Origin of the sequence: Streptomyces sp. CA-251247 (assembly GCF_050952975.1) — a bacterium.
Classification (GTDB): domain Bacteria; phylum Actinomycetota; class Actinomycetes; order Streptomycetales; family Streptomycetaceae; genus Streptomyces; species Streptomyces achmelvichensis.
The window spans coordinates 4,414,897-4,431,900 of the sequence record NZ_CP191861.1 but is presented as its reverse complement, the minus strand read 5'-3'; the positions used below and the strand labels follow the sequence as shown (position 1 = coordinate 4,431,900).

16 protein-coding genes and 1 tRNA gene are annotated in these 17,004 nt (G+C 69.8%); 9 read left to right on the top strand and 8 right to left on the bottom strand.

The window, feature by feature from the left end; genetic code table 11:
• Positions 1-209 precede the first annotated feature (209 nt).
• The 4 genes from mptB (at position 210) to ACQPWZ_RS19600 (ending at position 4,171) form a co-directional block, all read left to right on the top strand.
• Positions 210-1,769 (top strand): polyprenol phosphomannose-dependent alpha 1,6 mannosyltransferase MptB, encoded by a 1,560-nt coding sequence (mptB, locus tag ACQPWZ_RS19615; RefSeq protein ID WP_433572005.1) that lies wholly within the window; start codon positions 210-212, stop codon positions 1,767-1,769.
• Entirely contained in the window at positions 1,766-3,043 is a 1,278-nt protein-coding gene (locus ACQPWZ_RS19610) for a glycosyltransferase 87 family protein (RefSeq protein ID WP_433572004.1), read from the top strand. The genes mptB and ACQPWZ_RS19610 overlap by 4 nt, the downstream gene beginning before the upstream one ends.
• Positions 3,016-3,957, top strand: a complete 942-nt coding sequence (locus ACQPWZ_RS19605; protein WP_383242622.1) for a metallophosphoesterase — start codon at positions 3,016-3,018, stop codon at positions 3,955-3,957. The genes ACQPWZ_RS19610 and ACQPWZ_RS19605 overlap by 28 nt, the downstream gene beginning before the upstream one ends.
• A gap of 140 nt (positions 3,958-4,097) precedes the next feature.
• Positions 4,098-4,171 (top strand) — tRNA-Pro (locus ACQPWZ_RS19600).
• Between the two features lie 177 nt (positions 4,172-4,348).
• Here ACQPWZ_RS19600 and ACQPWZ_RS19595 read toward each other — a convergent pair.
• Positions 4,349-5,758 carry a hypothetical protein gene (locus tag ACQPWZ_RS19595; protein WP_433572003.1) on the bottom strand — a complete coding sequence of 470 codons (1,410 nt, stop codon included), beginning with the start codon at positions 5,756-5,758 and terminating at the stop codon, positions 4,349-4,351.
• A gap of 188 nt (positions 5,759-5,946) precedes the next feature.
• On the opposite strand from ACQPWZ_RS19595, the gene ACQPWZ_RS19590 reads away from it, so the two are divergent.
• Positions 5,947-6,132 (top strand): hypothetical protein, encoded by a 186-nt coding sequence (locus ACQPWZ_RS19590; RefSeq protein ID WP_340474391.1) that lies wholly within the window; start codon positions 5,947-5,949, stop codon positions 6,130-6,132.
• 336 nt (positions 6,133-6,468) lie between these two features.
• Here the strand turns inward: ACQPWZ_RS19590 and ACQPWZ_RS19585 are convergent, their stop codons facing one another.
• Positions 6,469-7,026, bottom strand: a complete 558-nt coding sequence (locus ACQPWZ_RS19585) for a hypothetical protein (RefSeq protein WP_433572002.1) — start codon at positions 7,024-7,026, stop codon at positions 6,469-6,471.
• Positions 7,027-7,269: 243 nt separating this feature from the next.
• Complete coding sequence (locus ACQPWZ_RS19580) at positions 7,270-7,773, bottom strand: hypothetical protein (RefSeq protein WP_383232721.1); 504 nt, start codon at positions 7,771-7,773, stop codon at positions 7,270-7,272.
• A gap of 202 nt (positions 7,774-7,975) precedes the next feature.
• On the opposite strand from ACQPWZ_RS19580, the gene ACQPWZ_RS19575 reads away from it, so the two are divergent.
• Entirely contained in the window at positions 7,976-10,276 is a 2,301-nt protein-coding gene (locus ACQPWZ_RS19575; RefSeq protein ID WP_433572001.1) for an LAETG motif-containing sortase-dependent surface protein, read from the top strand.
• A gap of 217 nt (positions 10,277-10,493) precedes the next feature.
• Here ACQPWZ_RS19575 and ACQPWZ_RS19570 read toward each other — a convergent pair whose 3' ends face one another.
• The 3 genes from ACQPWZ_RS19570 to ACQPWZ_RS19560 form a co-directional block, all read right to left on the bottom strand.
• Positions 10,494-10,925 carry an SRPBCC family protein gene (locus ACQPWZ_RS19570; RefSeq protein WP_340474386.1) on the bottom strand — a complete coding sequence of 144 codons (432 nt, stop codon included), beginning with the start codon at positions 10,923-10,925 and terminating at the stop codon, positions 10,494-10,496.
• Positions 10,926-11,061: 136 nt separating this feature from the next.
• Positions 11,062-11,703, bottom strand: coding sequence for an SRPBCC family protein (locus ACQPWZ_RS19565; protein ID WP_433572000.1), 642 nt, complete (start codon positions 11,701-11,703; stop codon positions 11,062-11,064).
• 12 nt (positions 11,704-11,715) lie between these two features.
• Entirely contained in the window at positions 11,716-12,129 is a 414-nt protein-coding gene (locus ACQPWZ_RS19560) for an ArsR/SmtB family transcription factor (protein ID WP_383232733.1), read from the bottom strand.
• 136 nt (positions 12,130-12,265) lie between these two features.
• On the opposite strand from ACQPWZ_RS19560, the gene ACQPWZ_RS19555 reads away from it, so the two are divergent.
• Entirely contained in the window at positions 12,266-12,841 is a 576-nt protein-coding gene (locus ACQPWZ_RS19555; RefSeq protein WP_327681936.1) for a TerD family protein, read from the top strand.
• Positions 12,842-13,050: 209 nt separating this feature from the next.
• Here ACQPWZ_RS19555 and ACQPWZ_RS19550 read toward each other — a convergent pair whose 3' ends face one another.
• Positions 13,051-13,671, bottom strand: a complete 621-nt coding sequence (locus tag ACQPWZ_RS19550) for a TetR/AcrR family transcriptional regulator (protein ID WP_433573840.1) — start codon at positions 13,669-13,671, stop codon at positions 13,051-13,053.
• 247 nt (positions 13,672-13,918) lie between these two features.
• Here ACQPWZ_RS19550 and ACQPWZ_RS19545 point away from each other — a divergent pair, with 247 nt between their 5' ends.
• Entirely contained in the window at positions 13,919-14,617 is a 699-nt protein-coding gene (locus ACQPWZ_RS19545) for a 4'-phosphopantetheinyl transferase family protein (protein ID WP_433571999.1), read from the top strand.
• 31 nt (positions 14,618-14,648) lie between these two features.
• Here the strand turns inward: ACQPWZ_RS19545 and ACQPWZ_RS19540 are convergent, their stop codons facing one another.
• On the bottom strand, positions 14,649-15,029 hold the full coding sequence (locus ACQPWZ_RS19540) for a nuclear transport factor 2 family protein (RefSeq protein WP_433571998.1): 381 nt from the start codon (positions 15,027-15,029) through the stop codon (positions 14,649-14,651).
• Positions 15,030-15,166: 137 nt separating this feature from the next.
• Here ACQPWZ_RS19540 and ACQPWZ_RS19535 point away from each other — a divergent pair, with 137 nt between their 5' ends.
• Complete coding sequence (locus ACQPWZ_RS19535) at positions 15,167-16,993, top strand: S9 family peptidase (protein WP_433571997.1); 1,827 nt, start codon at positions 15,167-15,169, stop codon at positions 16,991-16,993.
• Positions 16,994-17,004: the final 11 nt, after the last annotated feature.

Here is a 17,004-nt window from a genome sequence, read left to right as displayed (position 1 = left end):
GCCGATGTCTTGGCGGGCCGCCGTACCGGGGTGCAGCCGCCGATGTCCTGGCGGGCCGCCGTGCCGGGTGCGCGGTCGTACGGGGCGTACCGCGACGCCGTCTCCCGTTCGCCCTCTCCCGTTCGCCGTCATTCGGCCGACACACTGCGGCCGCTCCTCGGCGAGGACACCGTCGCTTCTCGGACACCGCCCGTTGACACTCTGATCGAATGCCGCGCGTCCCCGCCCCCCTCGACACCCGCCGCTGCCAACTCCTCGGACTGGTGGGCTCGGCGGCGCTCGCCGCGGGAGGGGTGACCGCGGGCGCGCTGCCCGTACGCGACGCCCTCGCACCGGAGTCGGGCCGCGCCGCGATCGGGCTTGTCGGGGCGTACTTCGGGCTCGTCCTGCTGGTCGCGGCCTGGGCGATGCTGGGGCAGTCGGTGCGCGGGCCGAAGCCGCCCGACCGCCGGACCCTGCTGCTCACCCTCGGACTGTGGGCCGCGCCGCTCCTGCTCGCGCCACCGCTGTTCAGCCGTGACGTCTACAGCTATCTCGCCCAGGGCGCGATGGTCGACGCCCAGATAGACGTGTACACGCACGGGCCCTCGCGCCTCGGCGGTCCGCTGAACGACGAGGTGGCGCCGCTGTGGCAGCACACGCCGACTCCGTACGGTCCGCTGTTCCTGGCCTGCGCGACGGTGATCAACGACCTGTCGCACACCGAGGTGTCCGCCGGCGTGATCGGTATGCGCCTCGTCGCGCTGCTGGGGGTGGCGGGGATGGTCTTCTGTCTGCCGGTCCTGGCCCGGCACTGCGGCGCCGACCCCGCCACCGCGATCTGGCTCGGCGCGCTCAACCCGCTCGTCCTCCTCCACCTCGTCGGCGGCGCCCACAACGACGCGATAATGCTGGGCCTGCTGGGCGCCGGCCTCGTGGCCGCCCTGGGCAGATGGCCCGTACTCGCCGTCGTCCTGGTCACGCTGGCCGCCCTGGTCAAAGCACCCGCGGCGATGGGGCTGCTCGCGGTGGCGCTCCTGTGGGCGAGACAGCTCGGCAGCACTGCGCCACCGGCTCGTACGTCACCGGTTCGTACATCACCGGCTCGTCTGCGATCGCTGCTTGCGCCACCCATTCCTCGGCCGGTCCGTACGCCACCCGCCGGCACGCCACACGCTCGCCGGCCGGTCCGTGCGCCACGGCTCACCGCCGCGCTCGCCGTGCTCGGGATCAGCGCCGCCACCACGGCCGCGACGACCGCCGTCACCGGCACCGGCTACGGATGGATCGGCGCGCTCGACACCCCGGTCTCCCCGCAGAACTGGTCGATCACCTCCTCGCTGGGCCGGATGACCGGCGCCCTGCTGGAGAGCGCGGGCAGCGGACTCGCGCAATTCGCCACTCCCGCCTGGCATTTGGCGGGCCTCGCCGCCACGGCTCTCGCGATACTGCTCGCCTGGCGCCGCCACCACCTGCGCCGGCCGGTCTACGCCCTCGGCCTCAGCCTGACCGCCGTGGCCGTGCTCGGACCGGCGATCCGGCCCTGGTACGTGCTGTGGGGGCTGTTCCTGATAGCCGCCGCCGGCCCCGGCCGGTCCGTACGCCGAGCGGTCGCCGCCGCGAGCGCGGTCCTCGCCCTCGCCGTACTGCCCAACGGGTTCGCACCGCAGGGCCCGCAGGTGGCGCTCGCGACCTTCGGCGGCGTGCTCGCCGTGCTGGCGCTGTGGTGCGCCCACCGCGTCGCGCAGCGCACCGCCTCCCGTACCGACGCCCTGGGGAGCACCGCATGACACTGGTCCAGCAGAGAACCAGCGGCATCAAGTGGCCCACGAGCACCCGCGGCCGGGTGCTGCTGGTGGCCGGTCTGGCCGCGGCCGTGGCGCTGTTCCTCGCCACCGTGCCCCTGCACCGCGACTGGTTCGACCTCGGCGTCTACTACGGCACGGTCGAGCACTGGAGAGACAGCGGCCGCATCTACGACTACCTGGTGCCGGGGACGCACTACGGCTTCACCTATCCCCCGTTCGCCGCCGTGTGCATGCTGCCGATGACCCTGGTCGCCTGGCCCGGGGCGGTCGCGCTCAGCGTGCTCGGCAACATCGCGGCCGGGCTCGTCGTCCTGTACTGGTGCGCCGGCGCGCTCGTACGCCGCCAGGGCTGGAGCCGCTGGTACACCTTCGCCGTCGCGTTCTGCCTGTTCGCGCTGCTGGAACCGGTCCGCGACACCTTCAGCTTCGGTCAGGTCAATCTGCTGCTGCTGGCGCTCGTCCTCACCGACGCCTGGCTGCTCTCGACGGGCCGCGCCCGCTGGGCGGGCCTCGGCATCGGGCTCGCCGCCGCGATCAAACTCACCCCCGCCGTCTTCATCGGCTACCTCCTCATCACCCGCCGCTGGCGCGCGGCCACCACCGCGACCGGCGTCGCCGCCGCCGCCACGCTCCTCGCCCTGTGGGTCGCGCCCGACGCCTCCCGCGTCTACTGGACCGAGGCGATGTGGAACACCGACCGCGTCGGCTCGCTCGCGTATGTCTCCAACCAGTCCTGGCAGGGCGTCCTCGCCCGGCTCTCGGCACCGGACGACCCCAGCCGGGCGGTGTGGGCGATCGGTGTCGTGGTGATCCTCGCGGTCTGGGCCCGCCGGTCCACCCGCGCGGCCGCCGCCGGGAACGAACTCGCCGGCTTCGCCCTGACCGGCCTCACCGCCTGCCTGATCAGCCCGGTGACCTGGGTGCACCACCTGGTGTGGGTGTTTCCGGCCCTCGCGGTACTGGTCACCGCCGGTCTCGACCACGACCGGGACGACCCGCGGCGACGCCGGCTGCTGCGCCGGGCCGCCGTGATCTACGTGGTGCTGTGCAGCAGCGTCGTCTGGCTGTGGAGCTGGGACGCCACCGGCATCGACGGGTTCATCGGCAGCAACACGTACGTCTGGATATCGCTGGGCCTGCTGCTGACGCTGCCGGTGCGGGGAGTGACGGCCGAGGTACCCACCGCCCACCCGTCTCTGCAACCGGCGGGGTCTGCCACCATGGGCAGATGCGCGCACGATACGGGATCCCCCTGAAAATCACGGCAGGAATCGCGGCGGTCGGCGCTGCCGGCATCGCCTACGCGGCGGGCTTCGAGGCCCGGTCCTTCCGTCTCCGACGACTCACGGTCCCGGTCCTGCCGAAGGGCATGCGGCCCCTGCGCGTCCTTCAGGTCTCCGACATCCACATGGTGAGTGGCCAGCACAAGAAGCGCGCCTGGCTCCAGTCGCTGGCGGGCCTCCGCCCGGACTTCGTCGTCAACACGGGCGACAACCTCTCGGACCCCCAGGGCGTCCCGGAAGTCCTGGACGCGCTCGGCCCGCTGATGGAGTTCCCCGGCGTCTACGTCTTCGGCTCCAACGACTACTACGGCCCCACGCTCCGCAACCCGGTGCGCTACCTCTTCGAGAGGGCACAGGGCCGGCACGGCCTCAACGGCAACCCACCGGCGGTGGGCGTGGTGCACAACCCGTGGCAGGACCTGCGCGACGCGTTCGACACGGCGGGCTGGGTGGGCCTGAGCAACAGCCGCGGCCGCCTGAAGCTGGAGGGCTTCGAGCTGGCCTTCACCGGCCTGGACGACCCGCACATCAAGCGCGACCGCTACGAGAAGGTCGCGGGCGGCCCGGAGAAGGACGCGGACCTCTCCCTGGCGATCGTGCACGCGCCGTACCTGCGAACCCTGGACGCGTTCACGGCGGACGGCTACCCCCTGATCCTGGCGGGCCACACGCACGGCGGCCAGGTGTGCATCCCCTTCTACGGCGCCCTGGTCACGAACTGCGACCTGGACACGGACCGAGTGAAGGGCCTGTCCACCCACGAGTCGTCGGGCAACACCTCCTTCCTCCACGTCTCGGCGGGCTGCGGCGCGAGCCGCTACACCCCGGTGCGCTTCGCATGCCCGCCGGAGGCGACGCTGCTGACGCTGGTGGAGCGGGAGGAGTAGCCCTGCGGGACGCGCCCGCGCCCCGGCCACCGGGCCCGTGTGACGGACCCGCTCGCGTGGCCGGAGGCCGGGAAAACCGGATTTCGTCTGGGAGCGCGGGTGGGCTAAAGTAATCGATGTCGCCGCGACGCCGGTGACATCGGGGTGTAGCGCAGCTTGGCAGCGCGCTTCGTTCGGGACGAAGAGGTCGTGGGTTCAAATCCCGCCACCCCGACAGTTGAAACACCAGTTCAGGCCCGGTCTTCCGTTGAGGAAGACCGGGCCTGAATTGTTTCCAGGGTCTCCCCGGGAGAAAACTGGGAGAAGATCTTGGAACCCCTCTCCCAGACCGTCTCTGACCACCATGTCGATGAAGATCGTCACGGCAGGAATCGACTCGGCCCGGACACCCCTAGTCCTCCAGGGTGATGGTGGTCAGGGCACGGAAGGCCTCGACGGGGAGGAGCAGGCCTGCCCGCCCGTCGTCGCTACGTGCCGCGACCAGGCCCGTCAGCGCGCCCGTGCTGGAGAACGCCGGGGCGCCGAAGAGGCCGACGACGATTTCGCCGGACACGCGCAGCCAGTCTCCCGAGCGGCCTTTGACGTCGAGGAGGCACGAGTACCGCCCCTGCCTGGCGTGCGCGCTCACCAGGCTCTGCCTCCCGGGCGTATGACGCCAGTCGAAGACCAGCACCTGGTCAGGGAAGTCGACGGGCTCGGTCAGGCGCAGCACCGCGAGGGACGGGCGGACCTCCAAACCATATGATCCGAATCCGGGGAGGTCACAGATCTCGACCTGCTCGGCCCGGACCCTGTGCTCACCGATCACGACTTCCATCACGTGACCCGATGCGCTCTTTCCCAGGGCACGCTCCGGCACTACGCCCATCGTGATCACCGTCTCGGCGTCGAAGAGCAGGCCGTTGCCCACGTGCTCGTCCCCCGCGCACAACCGGGCGCTCACCGAGGCGACGAACTCCTCGTCCACCTGCCAGGTGTCGGTGACGACACTGACGTCGCCGTGGATGTGCCCAAACTGGTACACCGAGTTGAGAGGTGGTGCGCCGGGGGTGTTCACGACCTCGTTCCGTACGTCGGCAGCGGAGCGGAAGGCCTCACCTGACCCGTCAGGGACGGGCGGCAGAAGCTCCGGCAGCAGAGCGGCCTCGCCCTCCCGCTGTGCCGTCTCCTCCGCGCCGGCGAGCTGGCGCTCCAGCTGCTCGCAGCGCTCCTGCGCCTGCCGGTGCAGGGCCCGTACACGTTGCAGCTCTGCCTGCAGTTCACGCATCTCCGCGCTCAGCCGGGCGTGTTCGTCGGCCCCATCGCCGGACGGGGCACCGGTCACCGGCTCTGTCAGCGGGGACGCCGGCATCGCCTGCAGCTCGCGAAAGCGCATTTGAAGGTCACGGATGCGGTGTTCGCGGTCCTGGAGGGTGTCCTCCAGCCAGCGTTCTCGCGCAGCGGCCCGCCGTGCCTCCTGATCGGCTTCCGCGAGCTTCCGTTCCAGCAACTGCACCTTGTGGACCGGACTGTTGCCCGCCTGCACCGCGGCGGTGTGCAGCGCGCGGAGCATGCCGATGGTTTCCTCGGTCGGTACGGTGCCCCGTTCCTCGGCAACGTCGTGCAACAGGTTAAGGACGAACTCCCACGGCGGCAGGCGGTGTCCGCCGAGAAAGCGGGACACGGTGGAGGAGTCGTACGTGCGACGGGCCGCGTAGCGGCGGGTCGAGATACCCAGGCCCGCGAAAAGATCCCGCAACGCCTGGGCGAGAGCGACTACTTCCGGCGGCAGGCCGTCGTCGACCGGCTTCAGTTCGCTCATCGTGCTCCGCCGCTCCGTTCCCGAACTCGTATCCCGTGCCCGTGCCGTGCTTGTACCCGAGTGTGCTGCCGGTCGTCCGGCAGCACTGCTGCATCTGCCGCAGCACCCCGCCCCTCCGTGAGGGTGGACGTCCATCGTCACAGATGCGATCAGCCGGACAGGCCCTCACCATGAACGGGGAATTACCCATGCCGCAGCGCACCAAGCGGATTCAGGATCTCGTCGTCTTCCTCGCTGTACTCGGCGTCGGCACGCTGCTCGTGCTGCGCGGCGTGCCGGCGGAGTCGCTGGCGACGATCGCCGTCGCCGTCTCCGGCTTGTACGCCGCCTGGCGCGGCCACGGCGGCCCTCCGCAGCCGCCGGCCTCCCGTTGACATCCCCGACCCGACCGCGAGACGTCCCCAATCTCTCGAGGCCTGTTTGATCTACTGCGGTAGGGCCTGTGGTGCTACGTAGCTGGGAGAAATCTGGGAGAAGATCTTCTCCCGACGTCTCCCAGATGCCTGGCGAGACCAAGTCACACCAAAGCCCTGGCCTGCGCAAATACCTTGAGTGCCAGATACGGATCTTGCCCTGACCTTATTCGGGACGAAGAGGTCGTGGGTTGAAATCCCGCCACCCCGACAGCTGAAACACCAGGTCAGGCACCTACTGACGTGGCGACTGCCCCAGCCCCGGGGGCGCGAAGCCGCATCCGTCCCCGAGTCGGGTCAACCGCCACCGCCGGCAGCAGCCGCCTCCGTCTCGTCCAAAGCACGGCGCGCCGCCAGGGTGAACCCGCCGATGCGTTCAGCGAGTCTGGTCACCTCCACAGCATGGCGCTCCACAAACGGGACGTTGTGGTCAGGGGCTCCCTCCGCGGAGTCACGCCAGGCGAGAAGAGTCGTGTGCATCGAGTTGAGCCCGGTCTTCACACCGTGGGCGGCTTGTTCCACCGATTCCGGGCCTTCCACTGCAAGGCTCGCCCGGGCCGCCTGCACCGCACGTAAGTGATCTTGGGCGACGTGGAGTTTGCGATCGGCCTCCTCGACGTCCACTTCGCCGATCAATGCGCGCGCAGCTGCCTTGAGGGCGGTCCGAGACTCGTTGGCGGGAGCCAGGAATGCGCTGTACGCATCACGGCGGACCTGTCTGCGCCAATGAGCGTGATCGACTCGCGCCTGTGTCTGCACCTGTCGGCGGTTCGACCAACCGGATATCGCTGAAGCGGCGACCGTGCCGAGAACCCCAACCGCCGCCCCGAGTAATGCCGCGACTCCTTGGTCCATAGGAGGATTGTGCACCGTCGGGCGTTCTCGAACGGCCTCTCCGCGAGAGGGGTTCGCCGTCCTGAGAGATCGACCCGCAGTGTCCTGAGAGATCGACCCGCAGTGTCCGCTTGACCGACCACGTGACGGATGGTCGCAGCTCACCCACGCCTGCGATTCCGCAGCCGGACGCGCGGCGCCGGCCGGACCGTCGTGACCTGACCGCCTCTCTTCCAGCGCAGGTTGAGGCGATCGCGACCCCGGCTACTGCGCCGGCGTGTGGACGTCCAGGTCGGCGACGAGGCTCCCGCCTCCCGCGTCGAGGATTCCGCACAGACGGTTGACCGGCGTGTACAGAGGCCTGGCGTCGGATTCGATGCCGTCCTCGTCCTCGAAGTCGAAGAGCCGGTCGAACGGCACGGTGACGAACGGCCACACCGCCGGATCCGCGTCGGCCGAGTCGGGGTGGAACTGCCACTGGGTGCCGCACGTGCGGTTGTGGACCTCACCGACGTACCAGGCAGCTGTCTGGAGGAAGTCGCTGCCGCGTTCGTCCCATGCCTGGTCGCTGCCGGCGTAGCGGGAGCGAACAAGGACCTCCACGCGCTCGAGCGAGGCGGGGGTGAAGTCCCAGTCCCCATCGTGCTGCTGGGCCCATGCGGGGAACTCTTGCTGCTGGATCTGGAGCCAGGCGTCCAGGACGGGGTTGCCGGCGCGTACGCGGTCCAGCTCAGCCAGTTCCTGGTATTCGTCGTCGGTCATCTCCATACCGGCCGACCCTACCCGGCGACCCCGACAGGGCAGCGGCGGCTTGTACGACGCGCCCTCAATTGGCTTGCGTAAACGGAGAGTTCGGGTACTAGGCTGCCTCGCTGACGGTGTCATGTCACGGGGGCTCACACCGCTCACACACATGTCCCCAAGCCCCCGCAGGTAAGGGACAAAGCACGTGAAATCCATACGTTTACGCGTGAGGGCACGCCTGGCATCCGCTGTCGCGGTCGCCGCAGCTGCAACCCTCGCGTTCACCGGCCTTCCGGGCCTGACCTCCAACGCAGATGCCGCACCGGGGAAGCCACCGAACCCGGGCATGCTCTGCCGCGACTACTTCGATCTCGCGGAAGACCTCGCCGCCATCGTCGAGATGCCCGACGGCGATGCGTCGCGAGCGAAGTCCCAGTGGGACACCTACGACTACGAGAACCCGGGCAAGAAGTGGGACGGCCTTCAGGCGCCGTCCGACGCGGACTACAAGCGCCTGGAGCTGGAGGCCAAGGAGCCTCCGAAGTCCCGGCCGGTCGACCGGGTCTGGTGGAAGTGGATCCGGGCCAGCAAGAACAACCCGAACGCGTTCGGGGACTTCACCTACTGGCGCGACATCATCCTGATCAAGAACGCCGGGAACGACCCGCGCGGCAAGGCGTTCGAGAAGAAGATCATCAAGGAGCACGGTCTCGTCAGTGACGACTGGATCTGCCAGAAGGAGTTCGACTACACCGACCCCGACACCGGCAAGACTCACCGGCGTCAGGCGGATGCGTGGAACAAGAGGACCGGACAGGCTCTGGAGATCAAGTCCAACGGGCATCCGGATCCGAAGCAGAAGCCGGGTGACATCGCCTGGTCGAAGCAGAAGGAATCCCCGGTCAAGTCGCTGAAGTACGTCTTCGCCGAGCCGCAGGAGAAGGCCGCCAAGGACCACCTGAACGAGCTGAAGAAGAACGCTCCGGGCAAGGTCACCGAGTACAACTACCGCTCTCGTAGGGTGGAGTTGGCCCCCGGCGGCGGCGTACGGGACAAGTCGACCACCATGCAGCCCCCCGGATCCAAGGGCGTGACCGGCGGCGGCGCGCAGGATCTGATCCGTGAGTCGCGGCCGAACCCGAAGGACATGAAGGAGTTCCTGGACCGCAAGAACGCGGCCGACCCCAATCGGCTCCAGCCCAAGGGGCCCGGCGGGGTGGACTTCACCACCCTGGACCTGCGGTACATCGGCAAGCCGGTCAAGGGCAAGGGCGTCGACTACAGCTTCTCCGCCAAGGAGGTCGCCGAGGACACCGCCGGCTGGGGAGGCAAGGAAAAGGCACAGCTCATCAACGACGCGTTCTTCACCTGGCTCGCCCTGAGCCCGGAGAAGTTCTGGGTCAACCTCAACCCGGACCAGCCCGACAAGATCATGGACAGCGCGTTCGGGAAGACGGACGCCGGACGGGTCCTGCTGGAAGCCGACCTGGAGCTGAAGAGGGACTTCGCCGATGCGATGAACCCGAAGAAGCGTCCGGAGGCCGACCAGTACTGGAAGTCGCTGCCCCGTAACGCCGAGGGCGTGCCCTGCTGGTTCCAGGTCCGCAACTGGATCGAGCCGGGCACCGCGGTCGTCCGCGAGGAGAACGGCGGCATCCACATCCTGGACACGCCCCTGAAGGTCAAGGCCCAGTACCTGAAGATCGACAACATGCCGGGCGACCCGTACCTGTGCGAGTTCAACGAGGCCGAGAAGAAGGCCACCGAGGACCGCATGAACCGGCTGATCATGCCCGAAGTCGAAAGGCGCGTGAACAACGACCCGCGCTACGCCGACCTGCGCCGCACCTACACGGCCCGGGTGGCGGCGGAGTTCATCCGCCAGCAGGATGCCAAGGCCCCCACTGACTACCGCAAGGTCATCAACAGCAACGACGTCTCCTCGTGGCCGCTGCGCGGCGAGAACAAGGACTGGACGCGGGAGAGCGTGTACCAGGCCTACTTGAAGTCGCTGCGTGAGGGCGAACAGCAGTGGGAGCACGACGCCGGCGGCGGTCCCTACACCATGAGCGTGGGCGGAGTCGACTTCTCCAAGCAGCCCAAGCAGAACATGACCAAGGTCCGCTTCGAGGCCGAGCACCGCTACCTTCCTCGCGAGACGAAGTCATCGGTGCGCACGCTGACGGACAATGCCAAGGACGGCGACGCGAACCTTCTGCTTCTGGGCGGTAACACCGTCTCCTCCGACATCTCCGGCGGCGACGACACTCCGGGCCCGAAGCCGACTCCGACGCCGACCAAGCCGGGTGAGCCGACGGACAAGCCCACCGACCCGACCGATCCCGCCACGCCTCCGGCTACCGGCAGCAGCGGCGGCACGGGCGGGAAGGACGCGCAAGGCGACCTCGCCGACACGGGCTCCAGCACGCCGTTCGGACTGATCGCCGGAATCGCCGCGGCTCTCGCAGCCGTCGGTGGCGGCATGGTGTGGTGGAAGCGCCGCCGCACCACCGCCGGACAGGAGTAGTCGACCACGGCGCTCTGATGACGACTTCGGCCTCGCACCCTACGACTGGGTGCGGGGCCGAAGCGGTCCATCTGTCCACCCCCGCGGTGCTGGACGGACCGTCGGCGTCACCCGCTTCACGCCTCCGCCGGTGTTGTTCCGGGTCGGTCAAGCCGTCGTCGCCCGGTGGGGTGCCTGACTCTGCGCCGGGCGGCGCCTCACTTCGATGGCCGTCGCTTCACGTCTCCGACTCGCAGCGCCCCTTCAGGCTCCGCAGCTCCGTCTCCATGTAGCGGCGCGTCAGCGACGAGGTGAACAGGCCGATCAGTCCGGCCAGAGGGCCTCGCTGATCGAGGGCGAGCGTCACCTCGACGGGCGCGCCGTCAGTGGCGGGGACGCTCAAGGCGTGGCCTGCTTTGGTGGTGACGCCGGGGGCGTGGGCCACCCAGGTGAACGACGCGTTCCGGCGCAGCTGGGTGACCTCCCAGACCGCGACGCGCAGTTGGGGCTGCTTGATGCGCACCTTGCTGCCGACCGCGAACTCACCCTGGTCCAGGCGGTGCAGGGTGGTCACCGTCGGCGTCCACTCCGGCCAGCGTTCGACGTCCGTCAGTACCGACCAGATCCGGTCGGGGGCGGCGTTGATCGGTAATGACGTCGAATACTTCACGGCCGAGCCATACCCAGCGCGGACCGCGGGCACGCCGACACGCCGGTGCGTGTCGGGTGGTCGCCACCGGTTCCGGCGCCTCAGGTGCTCGGCGGCGGTTCCGGCGCCTCAGGCACTCGGTGGCGGTTCGGGTGCCTCAGGTGTTCGTCGGCGGTTCGGGCGCGTAGCCCTCCGTCGTGGCGCTGACAGCCGCGGCCACCTGATCGGCCGGCGCGCCCGACGCGCGATACGCCACGCCCCAGGCCTCGCTGCTGCGGGTCATGAACGCACGCGCCTCATCCGTGGTCTGCCAGGCCGACAGATCGTCGATCATGTCGCCCTCCAGATACAGGCCGAGGCCCAGCAGTCCCAGGTCCCAGCCGACGCCGACCGCTCCCGGGCCGAACCGGTCCCACATCTCCGGCGGTACGACGGCCACATGCTCCAGTTCGAACACGGTGCGCTCGTCGGCCTCGGGCGTCAGCCGCACCTGCACCTCGCTGAAGCCGGGGTTCTCGCCGAACAGCCAGCTCACCTTGAGCAGTTCCGGCGGCTCGCAGCGCAGGATCTCGCCGCCCGCGTTGCCTTCCAGCTGGTACTGACCGCCCAGGCGGAGGTCGCCGCTGACGGGCAGGAACCAGCGGCTGATCCGCTCCGGGTCGGTGCAGGCGTCCCACACGTCCTCGACGGCGGCGTCGTACGTGCGCCGCAGCACGACCGTGCGCGCCTCGCCCGACGGCACGGTCCTGGAGCCGACTTCACGGTGGATGTCGTTGATCCGGTCGACGATGTCGCTCATCACTGCTCCTGACTAGTGGTGTGGTGCCGCTCGGTCATTCGTTGCTTCACTGTCCGGCGGCGGGTGGGCCGCTTCTCGCGCGGTGCCACTTCCGCGGCGCTCGCGCCTGCCGCGCGCCAGCTCGGTGCCGAGCGCGTCCAGTCGCTGTTCCCAGAAGCCTCGGAACCGGTCCAGCCACGCGTCCACTTCACGCAGCGGCCCGGCGTCGACGGCGTAGAGCCGGCGGGCGCCCTCGGCGCGTACGGAGGCGAAGCCCGCTTCTCTCAGCACCCGCAGATGCTGCGAGACGGCGGGCTGCGAGATCCCGAATTCCTTCTGGATCACCGCGCCGACCGTTCCCGACGGCTGCTCCCCTTCGGCAAGGAGCTCCAGGATCCGGCGCCGTACGGGGTCCCCCAGAACATCGAATGCGTGCACGTCACCCACTTTGCAGCCATCGCTTATATAAGTCAAAGCTTATGCGAAGTTTGGGGAACCGACACCCCTGGTCGCTCGTTGCCCTCGTGGGCAAAGGAATCGTCAAGAGAGGCGCGGCCCGCGCCGGATTGCGCAGGGGATTTCCATGGGTGTCAGCCTGTCCAAGGGCGGCAATGTCTCGCTCAGCAAGGAGGCCCCGGGCCTGTCTGCGGTGGTCGTGGGCCTCGGCTGGGACGTACGCAGCACGACCGGCACGGACTTCGACCTGGACGCCAGCGCGCTGCTGGTGGACGCCAACGGCAAGGTGCTCACCGACTCGCACTTCGTCTTCTTCAACAACCTGAAGAGCCCGGACGGCTCCGTCGAGCACACCGGTGACAACCTCACCGGTGAGGGCGAGGGCGACGACGAGCAGATCAAGGTGAACCTGGCGGGCGTGCCCGCCGAGGTCGACAAGATCGTGTTCCCGGTCTCGATCCACGAGGGCGAGAGCCGCCAGCAGTCCTTCGGCCAGGTGCGTAACGCGTTCATCCGCGTCATCAACCAGGCCGGCGGCGCCGAGCTCGCGCGCTACGACCTGAGCGAGGACGCCTCGACGGAGACCGCGATGGTCTTCGGCGAGCTGTACCGCAACGCTGCGGAGTGGAAGTTCCGCGCGGTGGGCCAGGGCTACGCCTCCGGCCTGCGCGGCATCGCGCAGGACTTCGGCGTCAACATCTGAGCCTGAGCCGAAATCGCCGCGGCATCCGCGGCACCTGCACGAGCCGAGGGCCCGATCCCCGCGCGGGGGTCGGGCCCTCGTCGTGCGTCCGAGGGCTTTCGTCGTACGTCCGAGGGCTTTCGCCGTACCTCGCCGGGCCGTCGTCGTATGTCCCGGCCCCGTCGTACACCCCAGGGACCTCGCCGCAGGTCGGGGGCGCTCGTCGTATGTCAGCGAGCTCCAGGATCGTCCACGACATACACCCCCGCGCGGGCGGCCGCCTCCGCCGCGGCCGCGGCCCGGTCCGCCGTCGCTTCGTCGAGCGGGTCACCGCTGGCGAGCAGGCGGTAGTAGAGCGGGGCGGACACGGCGCGGATCACTTCCCGCGCGTCGGTGCCCGCCGGGAGTTCACCGCGCGTCACGGCCGCGTCGACGCACGGCGCCCACTCCTCGATGCGGGTGGCGTAGAAGCGGTTCAGGGCCTGTGTCGTACGGTCGTCGCAGGTGGCGGCGGCGATCACCGCCTTGAACAGGGCGCCCTGACGGGGATCGGTGAGGGTTTCCACGACGAGGCGGGCGTTGGCGCGGAGGTCGTCGGAGAGGTTCCCCGTGTCCGTACGAGCCACGGACTGCTCGGCCATGTCCTCCAGCAGATCGGCGACGAGCCCTGTGACCGTGGACCAGCGCCGGTAGACCGTCGTCTTGCCGACGTTCGCCCGCCGGGCCACATCGGCGAGGTCGAGACCGTGGAACCCGTGCTCGACGAGAGCGTCGCCCGCGGCCTCCAGCGCAGCGGTCCGGACGCGGGCGGTGCGGCCACCCGGACGAACGGTCCCCGGGGTCCCGGCCATCTCCGCGAACGGTGTGCCGGCACCGTCCGACGGCGCATCCTCGGTCGCCATGTCGGCCGCCTTCGCGGTCGCCTTGTCGGGCGTCATCCCGGGCCCTCCTTCGCTTCGACGGGCCACCTCGATGAAGTGCGGCGATCGGCCGCGGCGATGACCGCCGGCGATCACCTCCCCATCCTAACGGCACCAAAGGTCCGTTAGTTCTGGACGATCGCTTGGCTACGCTTACTGGCCTGAGGAAGGGGACTTCATGTCGACGGGGATACCGACCGACCGCGATCCGGTGGCACCGCCCCCGGGTGTGGAGCTGCTGTGGTCCGGCAGGGTCGCGGAGCACACCGAGGACGCGCTCGCCCATCGCCACCTCCTCGACGCCGAGGAGTCCGCGCGGCTCGACGGCTTCTTCCGGCCGGCGGACCGGGACGCCTACGCCGTCGCCCATGTGGCCCTGCGCCGGATCCTCGGTGAGCGCCTCGGGCTCGCGCCGGAAGCGGTCACGATGGACCGCGAACCGTGCGCCCACTGCGGCGGCCCGCACGGGCGGCCCGTCGTCCCCGGCGGCGAGGTGCACTTCTCGCTCTCGCACACCAGCGGCATGGTGCTGCTCGCCCTCGCGTCCGCGCCGGTCGGGGTCGACGTCGAGATCGTCCCGAACGACGGCACGATCACCGATGTCGCGACGCAGCTGCACCCGCGGGAGCGTACGGAACTCGCCGCCCTTCCCGCCGGTGAACGCGCCTTCGGCTTCACGCGCTGCTGGACCCGCAAGGAAGCCGTGCTGAAGGCGGCCGGAGTCGGCCTCACCGAGGACGTGTCCGTCACCTATGTGGGGGCCGGGCCCCGACCGGCCGAGCTGGCCGACTGGCTGCTCACGGACCTGCCGGTCGACACCGGCTATGCGGCGGCGGTCGCGGTCCGCGCCGGCGGGCCGGACGCCCGACTGCCCTGAGTCACCGGCCGGGTGGCGCTCCGGTACCCGTTCAGTAGCGCTCGACCAAGTGCTCGCGGCCCGGCGGAGGCTCGTACGCCTCCGGCCAGAAGTCGGTGACCGTCGTGATCCTGCCGGCGTCGTCACCCGTGAAGAACGTGACCGCGTGTATCTCCTCCAGGCCCACCACGGCATGCACCCAGGTCGCCACATGGTCGCTCCCGGCGTCGGCGACCAGGCGGTGGACGCTGATGTGCCAGGTGTCCGGGTACTCGCGGTTGAACCGGACGTACGCGTCCTTGCCGCGTATTCGCTCACGGGTCTGCGGCAGCTCGTAGACGACGTCGTCGCTGAGGGTCGTCGCGAACGTCGACCAGTCCCGGGCCTCCGCGGCCGACCAGTAGGTCTCGACTGTCCTGCGCAGTTCGGTCATACGGGGAGTGTGCACCGGGGCACTGACAATCGGCCCGAGTCCTCGAACGAGTGGCCGGGGTGTCCACATGCGCCGCGTTGTCCACAGGCCGCGGGGGACGCCGACGGTTTGTGGAAGGTCCGGCGCAGAATGGGGTCATGACTGAGATCACTGACTCGATGCCCGACTGGGAGAAGCGCTTCCGTGCGCCGCGCGTCTCCCTGCCCGACTGGGCCGAGGACGCACCCCACCACGCACTCTTCGTGTCGAACGCCACCGGGACGTACGAGCTGTACGCCTGGGACCGCTCGACCGGCGAGCAACGGCAGGCGACCGACCGGCCGAACGGCACGACGGACGGTGTGCTGTCGCCCGACGGTGCGTCGCTGTGGTGGTTCTCGGACACCGACGGGGACGAGTTCGGCATATGGATGCGGCAGCCCTTCGCCGGCGGGGAGGACGAGCCCGCGGCGCCGGGTCTCGCGCCCTCCTATCCGGCGGGGCTGGCGATCGGCCGCCACGGTGCCTCGGTGATCGGCCGGTCGACCGACGAGGACGGTACGACGATCCATGTCGTCCGGGACGGCGAGGAGCCGGTGGAGATCTACCGGCACCGGGAGTCGGCCGGGGTCGGAGATCTGTCCCACGACGGGACAGTCGTCGCGATCGAGCACACCGAGCACGGGGACGCGATGCATTCGGCGCTGCGCGTCGTACGCATCGACGGCAGCCCGGTCGCCGAGCTGGACGACACCGAGGGAGGCACGAAGGAGCTCGGCCTCGAAGTCCTCGGCTTCGCTCCGGTGGACGGGGACACCCGGCTGCTCGTGGGGCATCAGCGGCGAGGCCGCTGGGAGCCGATGATCTGGGACGTGGCATCGGGCGAGGAGACCGATCTCGCGATCGACCTGCCGGGCGATGTGAACGCCGAGTGGTATCCCGACGGCTCCGGACTGCTGGTCGCGCACAGCTTCGAGGCCCGCGGCGAGCTGTGGCGCTACGACCTCGCGACACGCGAGCTGGTACGGATCGAGACCCCGGCGGGTTCGGTCTCCGGTGCGACGGCCCGCCCGGACGGCGAGGCGGAGTACCTCTGGTCGTCGGCCGCGCAGCCGCCGCAGGTGCGTTCCACCGCCGGCGGAGTGGTGCTCGACCCTCCGGGCATGAAGGCGCCCGAGTCGGTGCCGGTGGAGGACGCGTGGGTGGAGGGACCCGGCGGCCGTGTCCACGCGCTGGTGCAGCGTCCCATCGGCACCACGGGCCCGGTGCCGACCGTGTTCGAGATCCACGGCGGCCCGACCTGGCACGACAGCGACGCCTTCGCGGCCGGTCCCGCCGCATGGATCGACCACGGCTACGCCGTCGTGCGGGTCAACTACCGCGGTTCGACGGGATACGGGCGGGCGTGGACCGACGCGCTCAAGCACCGCGTCGGGCTGATCGAGTTGGAGGACATCGCCGCGGTCCGCGAATGGGCCGTGACCTCCGGGCTCGCCGACCCCGCGAAGCTGATCCTGGCGGGCGGCTCCTGGGGCGGGTATCTCACACTGCTGGGCCTCGGCATCCAGCCCGAGGCCTGGGCGGTCGGGCTGGCGGCGGTGCCGGTCGCGGACTATGTCACGGCCTACCACGACGAGATGGAGGCGCTGAAGGCAATGGACCGCACCCTCCTGGGCGGTACGCCGGAGGAGGTGCCCGAGCGGTTCGAGGCATCCTCCCCCCTGACGTACGTGGACGCGGTCCGCGCTCCGGTCTACATCTCGGCGGGCGTCAACGACCCGCGCTGCCCCATCCGTCAGGTGGAGAACTATGTGGACAGGCTGGCGGCGCGCGGAGCGGTCCACGAGGTGTACCGGTACGACGCCGGGCACGGATCGCTCGTGGTGGAGGAGCGGATCAAGCAGGTCGGCCTGGAGATCGCTTTCGCCGCCGCGCATCTGGGGGATGCGACCGCGCCTCTCGGAGAGGGGGTCGCGACGGAGTAGCCGCGACGGGT